The following is a 9,366-nucleotide window of genomic DNA, read 5'->3' as shown; positions in this document are numbered from 1 at the left end:
CGCTTCAACCACTGTAGCACTGCTCGACTGGCCCCATCTCAACGATGCCTGGGATTTCAGCAAGCCTGCGGAACAAATCAACCAGCTGCTTGCCTTCAAAGCCGACAAGATCAATGAAAAACTGGAGGCATGCCGCAGTTCCAAGGAGATCGGACAGTCGCTTGAAGCACTCGTGCACATCAAAGCATCCGACGAAACCTTCGATTTGCTGCAACAGCATCTCGACGATCTTTCTGAACTTTTCATCGTCTCCGTCGTCCAAATCGAGCGAGGTTCCTCCGAAGTATCGGTGCGCCATGCGCCCGGAGTCCGGTGCCCCCGCAGTTGGCGATGGGTTTCAGAACTCCATGATACCGAGCATTGGGGTCCAGTCTCCGAACGTGACAGACAGGTGCACGATGCGCTCTTTGGGGTGCCTTCGTAAACGTACAACACCCCTCCTCTTCTCGCCCAATACGATCAAAGTCCATTTAGCCCAACCATTTATGAGCAAGGAAGCGAACAGCAAAAATCAACAACCTTTTTTTACCCTGGACGACGTTGAGGAAATCCTCAAACGCAACAAAACAGGGCCACAATCATCCGAAGTCTCAGAGCGAAAGACTGTCGCACCCAAGAAGCAGACAGCGAGTGCTCCCAAGTCTTCCGCAACGGCAGTGGTTGAACCGCCCAAACCGGTTCAGCAGCGTCTGGGAGCCGCCTCTGCCGCAGATATTCTCGGTTTCAGTATCGACGAACCTGAAATCCGTATCGACAAATACGACGAGAGTCGGGTGCCCAAAAAGTGGTTGCCCTATTTCCGTCTGCTCATGGAGCTTCGGGAGCATGTGGTCAGCGGACTCGACTTTCACACCAAAGAAACACTGCACCGGTCTTCCAAAGATGATTCGGGAGATTTGTCCAGTTATGGCCAACACCTCGCAGATGCCGGCACAGAAACGTTTGACCGTGATTTTGCACTGAGCCTTGTCTCCTCCGAAAAGGAGGCACTGCACGAAATTGAAAAGGCCATTGAACGCATCTTTGACGGAACCTACGGTATCTGCAAGGTGACGGGTAAGCCCATTGCAAAGGAACGACTCAAGGCAGTGCCCTTCACCCGCTTCTCAGTCGAGGGGCAGATCGAGTTTGAACGAACTCAGAAGCGCACCGTTCAGAGGGGTGGTGCATTTGCCGAGACCGTCGAAGAATCGGCAGCATTTTCCTCCGACGACGACAACGACGAATAAACGACCGGAGTAAACGTTGCTGGATTCGTTCGGCACGCATCTACAGGATGCCGATTCCCTACGCACATGATTTCTTTGATTCAACGAGCCTCACGCTATCATGTGTTGATCGTATCCATGCTGGCGGTCTTTGGTGTCGATCAGCTCACGAAGTTGCTCGTCGTTGAGCACATTCCCTACGGCACCTATCATCATCCGGCACCCATTCCGGTCATTGAAGGTTTTTTGTACTGGGTTCACATTGGGAACACTGGAGCGGCCTGGGGCATGTTCCAAGGCTTTGGAATGGTGCTAGCAGGTTTTGCACTGCTCACCATTATCATCATTTTTATTTTCCGCCGCATGCTTTCGCTGCACCTTCGAAGCATGCAGGCTGTATTTGGTCTGCTGATTGGCGGCATCCTCGGAAACCTTTATGACCGCGTAACTTTAGGACACGTCGTCGATTTCATCGACGTGCAATTGCCCTTCTACCGCTGGCCTGCGTTTAATATCGCGGACAGTGCAATCTGCGTGGGTGTTGTCTGTTACATCTATCTCAGCTTTCGGCTGGATTCCCCAAAACCCAGAAGCTCAGAACAAAGCACTGCTCCTGACTCTACACCGAAGCAGGATTGAGTGAAAACACTGCTCTCGCCCTTGTAGGATTTCCGAAGGCGTCTGGCACTTGGACCTTGACTCATCGGGCTAATCATGGATCGCAAAATTCACGGCATGGATTCCGGCTTTTGCGCAGGCGTCCATGACCTTTACAATTCCACTGTGGGGTGTCTGTCCTCCTGGTGCGAGTATCACCGGTGCTTCAGTGCGGTTGGCATCACAGGCCTCACGATAGCGGTGCAACAGCGTTTCCAGTGCGGTCAATTCTGAATCAGCGATATTGCCGTAGGGGTATTCGTTAACGACGAGGGTTCCGTTATCTCGAATTTCGATAATGGTTTCGGTCGGAATCTCAAGAGGTTCACTCTGCACAACCGTTCCCGGAAGCTGGAAGGATACATCCGCCTCCTGTCGTTTCAGGGAGGAGGTCATGATGAAATAGATGAGCAGCAAAAACACACAATCGATCATTGGTGCGATCTGGAATTCTGCCTGGATGTGAGTGCGTCGGAGGCGTGGCATGGAGGTTCGCGCAGAATCGGGTTGATGGTTTACTTTGCTTCGTGAGTCGCAAAAATGATTTCGTAGGCACCTGCTTCGGCACAAGCTTGCAAGACTTCACGAAGGGAATGGAATTCCGTCGTGCCGTCAGCCCTCACCACTACTCGCGCCTCGGGATTTCGCCGAATCAGGTCTTCAACGGAAGCTTTCAGCGTCAACAGATCCACTTCGGTTTCGCCAAGGTACAGATGGCCATGCGCATCAACCGAAAGAGTACCGCGGTCTGAGAGATCATCGGGGACCTTCGCTTCGGATGACTCTGGCAGTTCGAGCGGAAGCGCTTTGTCTGCATCAGCCATGGAGCTGACACACATGAAAAACACCAGCAGGAGAAACACCATGTCAATCATCGGTGCCATCTGAAAACCTGCTTCGGGATAGCAGCGTTTGTTTCGCATCTTTGGAGGGTGAGGGGAGAAGTCGACGTGAGGTGTTCGCCAACGTGAACTGTTGTATTTTCAGCGCAAGACAAGTTGAGGAAAAACTCAAGCCTGAACCCCCGACGGAGCGGCATTGAGTTCTCACATCCGCATCACATGCATCACTCTTTCGGCATCGAAGCTTGTGATTGTTTTTCGAGATGTGCGACTCGTTTGAAAAGTTCGGGTAATTTTCGCTGCAACACGACCATTTTCATCGCAAGTCCAAAATCGGTTGCGGGTACTCCCCACGCTTTCATCCCCGGTTCGACCAGGGAACTTGTTACTGCCGAACCACCGCCGACCTGGACGCGATCCGCAATCTGGAGGTGATCGGCAACACCAACCTGACCTGCGAGCACAACATAATCTCCCAATGTGACCGACCCGCTGATGCCTACAAACGCACAAAGAATGCAGTGACGTCCGATTTTCGCGTTGTGTGCGATTTGTACTAAATTGTCGATTTTGGTGCCGTCCCCGATTTGGGTTTCACCCAAACGCGCACGGTCAATGGTGGAGTTTGCGCCAATATCCACGAATTTGCCAATGACCACACGTCCAATCTGCGGAATCGGCTCGTGCGCGTGAGTCTCTGAGTTGAACACATACCCAAAGCCCGGACTGCCAATCACGACCCCGGAATGCAAGCGACTGCCTTCACCAATCTCCGTATAGGGACCAATCACGCAATTGTCCGCAATGCAAACCCCCGGCCCGATTTGGCAGTGCGCTCCGATACTCACTCGTGCACCAATGAAACACTTGTCGGCAATCCTGCAACCATCATCAATCGTCGTAAATGCTCCTACTGTCGCACTCTTCGACACCTCTGCAGTTGAGGATACTTGGGCGCTGGAGTGGATGGAACCTTGCTTCGGCAGCAGAAAGAGTAGCTGCTCCACTCTTCCACAGATTTGTGACATTGCCCGGGAAGGGTTCTCTACTGCAACCGTTGTTATCCCGTCAGCCAGATTCAATCGGAGACCCCTGGGGATGATTAGTACCCCAGCACGAGTCGTAGCGGCGGCTGAAGCATGTTTTTCGGATTGCACAAAGGACAAGTCCGATCCCTCCGCATCGGCAAGGCTCGCAAATCCCATAATGGTACGATCTGCCTCGCCTTCGATCTCATAAGTGTCCTCGACACAGTCGAGCAAGTCAGTGAGCTTCAATTCCAGTCTCATCACCAGTCATCCTGTAGCGTTGCGCGCGCAAGTGCAACTCGAAGCAACGCTGTACCATTCATGGATCCTTGCATCAAAAAAGCCCTTCTCAGCAGAGAAGGGCTCTTAAAAGGTTCGATAGAATACGAAATTTATTCTGCTGCGGGAACCGTGGTGTTGAGCACCTGCAGCACATCGTTGGTAATATCAAAAACCGCATCGGCATAGAGCACGACGTTGCCATCAATATTCAATGCAAGATCAGCTTTGCGTTCCTTGCACACCTTCTTGATCGCATCTTTGATTTCATCCAGATGCAGGGCCAGAATGTTGCGACGACGGTCCGCAAGCGTACGCTCGGTGCGCTGCTGCATTTGCTGCAGATCCGCTTCGAGCTGGCGATAAGCTTCGAGCTTTTGCTGAAATTCGGTCTGGATCTCCTGAATCTTCTCTTCGGTCAGCGCCGGATTCTGAGATTTTTCCTGGATACCCTGCAATTCCTCTGCGGCCACACGGAGTTTGTCGCTCTCGGTGGTCAATTCCTCCCGTGCGGTTTCTACCGAAGACTCAAACTTGACCTGCGCTTCCTGCAGGCGGTTGTAACCAGCAAGTGCCTTGTTGACATCGACAGTTACCAAGTTTGGGGCTTTTTGGGCGAATGCAACGGTTGAGAGGCCACACAGCATCAAACCAATTAGGAGTTTCTTCATATTCATCTCTTAGGTGTTCTAGAATCTTGTTCCGAAAGTGAAGTGGAACTGCCCACCATCACCATCATTGAATTCATCTGTAGTCAATGGAATACCATAATCCAGGCGCATGGGAGCACCCATTACGAGAATGCGGATGCCCACACCCACGTTATCATTGAATCCATCAACTCCAAAATCAAAATCGCTCTCGTTCACGAAGCCCCAGTCATAGAACGTGACAAACTGAAACTGTGGCGAGATCTGAAAACCATACTGCATGCTCACCATACCATACGACTGGCCACCGATGATGCCTCCATTGGTGGATTTCGGACCCACCTTGCGGTAATCAAATCCACGCAAGTCATCGGGTCCGCCAAGGTAGAATCGCTCAGATGGGCGAATGATTTCATCATCTTCCATCGCCGTGATGGAACCCGCGCGCATCAGCACCGAAAAGCTCTGACCAAGCGTATTGAAAGTGGGAATCCATTTTCCGATGCGCAGCTCAGTGCGCCAATTGTTGATGTCACCGCCAAACGCAGAACCGGATACCTGATTGAACCAACTAAAGCGGTCTCCGGAACTGGTGAAAGAAATACGGTTGCGCGTATCCCGCAGGATCTGGAAGCCAACACGTGATGCGGTGAAATCCTGGAACGCAGAGGGTCCATATACCGCAACAAGTTCGGGGCTGACGTTGGTCAGTTCGATGCGCTCAAGACGGTAGGAATAAACCCCTTCCACTAGTTCAAAAAGACGCTGGCGGAGGGAGAGGCTCAAACCCGTTGCCATCTGGTCATACTCAGCGATCAGGTTGTCGGTCTCTTCACGGAAGAGCTGAACCCCCAAGCCGAGGCGCTTTTCAAACAACCAAGGTTCCTGAAACTCGATCACGGTTTCATTGCGACGCGATCCCACCGAAACTCGCACACGGAACTTCTGCCCATCTCCCTGGAAGAAGCTGCGCCAGTTCGTGATGTCGAAGTTGCCCATCGAGATTTCCGTGAAAAATGATGCCTGTTCGAGGGAACTGAACCCGGCTCCAAAAGTGAAGTTGCCCGTACGCCCTTCTTCCACGATCACACGCAAATTCTTGCGTCCGGGAATATTGGTTTCCTCAGGAGCCACATTCACGCTTTCAAAATAACGGGAGTTTTCCAGGCGGAGTTTGCTGTTCTCCATGCGAATCATGTCGAAGACATCACCCGGTGCCAACGCAAGCTCGCGCAGGATGACGATGGTTTTGGTGGTCGTATTACCCTGAATATTCAGGTTTTCCACGTAAACCTTCTCAGATTCCTGCACCTGAAACACGATGTCAATGCGACCAGTCTGCACATTGGGTACCCGTTCCGCACGAACATAACTCTCAAGGTAGCCCTGGGAACCGTAATACTTCTGAATGTTTTCGCCCGCTTCATCGACCTTCTCCGGAGAAAACACCATGCCTGGGATCAACGGAACCATGCGAAGCAACTCCGACTCGGTGTAGACGGTATTGCCCTTCACTGTCAGTGATCCAAGGCGATACTGCCGACCTTCACTGACCGGAATGGAAATGCGCATCTTTCTGCCTTTTTCCACATCGAGTTGAATGTTCTCCTCGTCAATTTCCACATCGAGAAAACCCTCGTTCTGGTAGAATTCGATCACAGAATCGAGACTCTCGCGAAACTCCTCGTCGTCGAATTTCCCATTTCCCGTGAGCCAGGAGAACCAACCCCACTTCTTGGTCTCCATCTGACCCCGAAGCTTGCGGTCTTTTACCAGTTCATTGCCAATAAAATCAATGTCCGCAATCTTGATCTTCTTACCCTCATTGATGGTAAAGGTGACAACACCCAATCCATTGGTTTCATTGCGTTCGATCTCATAGGAAATCTCGACTTCGGAAAAACCTCGCTTGATGTAATATTCCTGGATCTTGTCAGCGTTCGACTTGATGTTAAACTCGTCAATGAACTGCCCTCGACGGATGTTCACTTCCTGCAGCAGGCGTCGGTCACTCGCCCTTTCGTTTCCCTGAAAATACACATTCTCCAGTCGATATTTGGGCCGAACGTTAAAGACAATGCCCACAGTTGCAGTATCGACATCGGATACCTGGACATCAATGAATTCGAACAAGCCCGTGCGGTAGAGACTCTTCACCGAATCATCGACCACAGCTTGGTCATAGACGTCGCCACCCTTTATCTTGATGTTCCCACGAACGTATTGTTCTGAGATGTTCTTGAATCCCTCGAACACAATTTCGACCGAGGCCACTTTCGGTGGGGTGCGGTCTTGTGCGCCCACAAAAGACAAGGGGAAAGCCAACAATACAATTGGAAGGATAGCTCGGAGACAGATCAATGAATTACGCATGGTGCTGTTAGGCTTTCTCTGGATAAATGCCGATAGGAAAGCGTGAGTAAACAAAATTATCGGGAATTGAGTATAAAATACGACGTTTTCTAAAGGGGATCGTTCAAATGGTCTTCAGGGCGTGCAAAATTCTCATATCGCGTGTAGCGCCTCACGAAATTCAGGTCCACAACCCCAACAGGTCCGTTGCGCTGCTTTGCGATGATCAGTTTGATGTGTTCAAAGTCCGAAGGTAGCTGTATCTCCCCTTTATCCGAATCTCCATCATCATCGTGTTTTCGGGGGCGACTGAGCATCATGACCACATCGGCATCCTGCTCGATGGAACCGGACTCACGCAGATCCGAAAGGCGTGGGTCTCGCTTCTCTTTTTCGGATTCACGATTGAGCTGACTGAGCACGAGCACCGGAACTTTCAGTTCCTTGGCCATGGCCTTCATCTGCCGCGAAATATCAGCGATCTGGTTCTCCCGGGACATCGACGAATCTCCATTGATCAATTGAAGATAATCCACCACGACCAGTTTGATGTCTTCTTTCTGGGAGAGACGGCGCGCCTTGGCGCGAAGTTCCAGCACGTTTGACGAACCGGAGTCATCAATCCAGATCGGAGCGTTTTTCAGCTCCTTTGCCGCAATGGCAAGGCGTTTCTGTTCATCAGAATCACAAAATCCGTCGCGGATGCGCGCCATGCTGACACGTGCCCGGCAGGTCAACAGACGCATTGCCAGCTGATCCGCTCCCATTTCGAGGCTGAACACCAGCACGCCACCTTTTTTGAATTTATTCTGCGCAATGCCGCAGGCAACGTGTTCGGCGATATTCATCGCCAAACTGGTTTTTCCCACCGAAGGACGTGCCGCCAGAACAATCATTTCCTGCGGATGCAATCCATAGGTCATTGCATCAAAGTCCTTATACCCTGTCATCAGCCCCACATCGCTGACTTCGCGTTTGATCATCTTGTGGATCAACGCAGATGCCTCCTCAACCGGAGTTGCGATGTGCACGGTTGAGTTGGTGATCAGGTCATTTCCCAGTTTGAAGATTCGCTCCTCCACACTGCCCAGAAACTCGGCAATCGCAGGGGGAGAGTCATAAATTTCCTGAATGATGGTTTCAGACGTGCGCTTGAGTGAACGCAGCAGCGCCTTCTCCCGCACAATATCCATCCAATACCGCGCATGTACAGGAGTTTCAATGCGGGACGAGAGCTGATTGATGTAGGGAATGCCCCCTGCATTTTCGAGCAATTTTTTCGAGCGGAGGTGCTCAATCAGGATGATCAGGTCAGGTGGTTTCCCTTCATCAAAAATTTTGCAGATCGCCTGAAACAGAATCTTATTGGCAGGACTGTAAAAAGAATCTGCCGAAATACCCCTGCTGAAACACTCCGCCAGCACTTCATTGCTGCCATCAAGCAGGCAGCTTGCGATCAGCCCCTGCTCAGCGTCCAGGTTATGGGGATCCTGCAGCGCAGGGTCCGATGGGAATCGATCCACGTCTGGAGTGTGATGATAGGATTCGCGATGATTGGGAGTGCGTGGCATGCAATAACAGTCTGGATCCGGATGGGGTTCCGTGATGGCTGTTGACGGATAGAAAAGCTGACATCTATAGCGCAATTCCGTCGGGGCTGAAAGGGAAAAAACGGGAATTTGTAAACGAGTTGTTCACACATCCGCTGCATCCTGCCGTGATGCTCATTCCTAAGCCAAAGCCTTACAGTCAAATCCCGTGTAAGGGTGCACAAAACAGAAAGGAGCCTGTGTGTGAACAGACTCCTTTCGGGATTTAAATCGACGCTGTCGCCTTGGGATCAGGCCTGCTCGCTGGATGCTTCCTCGTCGCCACCTTCTGCCTTGAGTTCGAATTCGAATTCAAAGCTCACCTCACGGTGCAAGCGGATACGGGTGCTATGCTTGCCCAGGCTCTTGGCCGGGGTGTAAAGCGAAAGCTGCTTCTTATCCAGTTCAATGCCCTTCTCCTTAAAGCGCTCAATGAGATCGGCTGCAGTAACCGCACCAAAGACACCCTCTTCGCCGGTTTTGACTTCAAAGACCATCTCGATCTTTTCAATCTTCGCCTTGATTTCTTCGGCGCCAGCGATCTCTTTTGCCTCGCGCTGAGCACGACGTGCCTGCAGCGATTCGACATACTTGCGGTTGGCCTGGGTCACGGGAAGTGCCAGCTTGCGGGGCAACAGGAAGTTGCGTGCATAACCAGCCTTCACTTTGACGGTGTCTCCCTCTGCGCCCAGATTTTCCACGGGCTGTAATAAAAGTATTTCAGTAGTTGCCATGATTGGTTCCTCGTTCGTTGCGAAAAT

At 51.5% G+C, this 9,366-nt stretch carries 10 protein-coding genes; 3 read left to right on the top strand and 7 right to left on the bottom strand.

The window, feature by feature from the left end:
• The 3 genes from ABQ298_02250 to lspA all read left to right on the top strand — a co-directional run.
• The coding region (locus ABQ298_02250; protein ID MEQ9823185.1) for an isoleucine--tRNA ligase at window positions 1-424 on the top strand (424 nt) is incomplete at its 5' end.
• Between the two features lie 61 nt (window positions 425-485).
• A complete protein-coding gene (locus tag ABQ298_02245) occupies window positions 486-1,229 on the top strand; it encodes a TraR/DksA C4-type zinc finger protein (protein ID MEQ9823184.1) in 744 nt (247 codons plus the stop codon).
• A gap of 66 nt (window positions 1,230-1,295) precedes the next feature.
• Complete coding sequence (gene lspA, locus ABQ298_02240; protein ID MEQ9823183.1) at window positions 1,296-1,847, top strand: signal peptidase II; 552 nt, start codon at window positions 1,296-1,298, stop codon at window positions 1,845-1,847.
• Between the two features lie 69 nt (window positions 1,848-1,916).
• Here lspA and ABQ298_02235 read toward each other — a convergent pair whose 3' ends face one another.
• From ABQ298_02235 to rplI, 7 genes are all read right to left on the bottom strand, one after another.
• The gene (locus ABQ298_02235; protein MEQ9823182.1) at window positions 1,917-2,351 is read right to left on the bottom strand and encodes a biopolymer transporter ExbD; all 435 of its coding nucleotides are present in this window, start codon (window positions 2,349-2,351) and stop codon (window positions 1,917-1,919) included.
• 29 nt (window positions 2,352-2,380) lie between these two features.
• A complete protein-coding gene (locus tag ABQ298_02230) occupies window positions 2,381-2,749 on the bottom strand; it encodes a biopolymer transporter ExbD (GenBank protein MEQ9823181.1) in 369 nt (122 codons plus the stop codon).
• A 182-nt stretch (window positions 2,750-2,931) separates the two neighbouring features.
• Window positions 2,932-3,996, bottom strand: coding sequence for a UDP-3-O-(3-hydroxymyristoyl)glucosamine N-acyltransferase (gene lpxD, locus ABQ298_02225; GenBank protein MEQ9823180.1), 1,065 nt, complete (start codon window positions 3,994-3,996; stop codon window positions 2,932-2,934).
• A gap of 131 nt (window positions 3,997-4,127) precedes the next feature.
• A complete protein-coding gene (locus ABQ298_02220; GenBank protein ID MEQ9823179.1) occupies window positions 4,128-4,685 on the bottom strand; it encodes an OmpH family outer membrane protein in 558 nt (185 codons plus the stop codon).
• A gap of 18 nt (window positions 4,686-4,703) precedes the next feature.
• Entirely contained in the window at window positions 4,704-7,037 is a 2,334-nt protein-coding gene (gene bamA, locus ABQ298_02215) for an outer membrane protein assembly factor BamA (protein ID MEQ9823178.1), read from the bottom strand.
• Window positions 7,038-7,126: 89 nt separating this feature from the next.
• The gene (dnaB, locus tag ABQ298_02210; GenBank protein MEQ9823177.1) at window positions 7,127-8,587 is read right to left on the bottom strand and encodes a replicative DNA helicase; all 1,461 of its coding nucleotides are present in this window, start codon (window positions 8,585-8,587) and stop codon (window positions 7,127-7,129) included.
• A gap of 269 nt (window positions 8,588-8,856) precedes the next feature.
• The gene (gene rplI / locus ABQ298_02205) at window positions 8,857-9,339 is read right to left on the bottom strand and encodes a 50S ribosomal protein L9 (protein MEQ9823176.1); all 483 of its coding nucleotides are present in this window, start codon (window positions 9,337-9,339) and stop codon (window positions 8,857-8,859) included.
• Window positions 9,340-9,366: the final 27 nt, after the last annotated feature.

The organism is Puniceicoccaceae bacterium, assembly GCA_040224245.1.
GTDB lineage: Bacteria > Verrucomicrobiota > Verrucomicrobiia > Opitutales > JAFGAQ01 > JAKSBQ01.
This window is presented reverse-complemented; position numbering and strand designations above follow the sequence as displayed.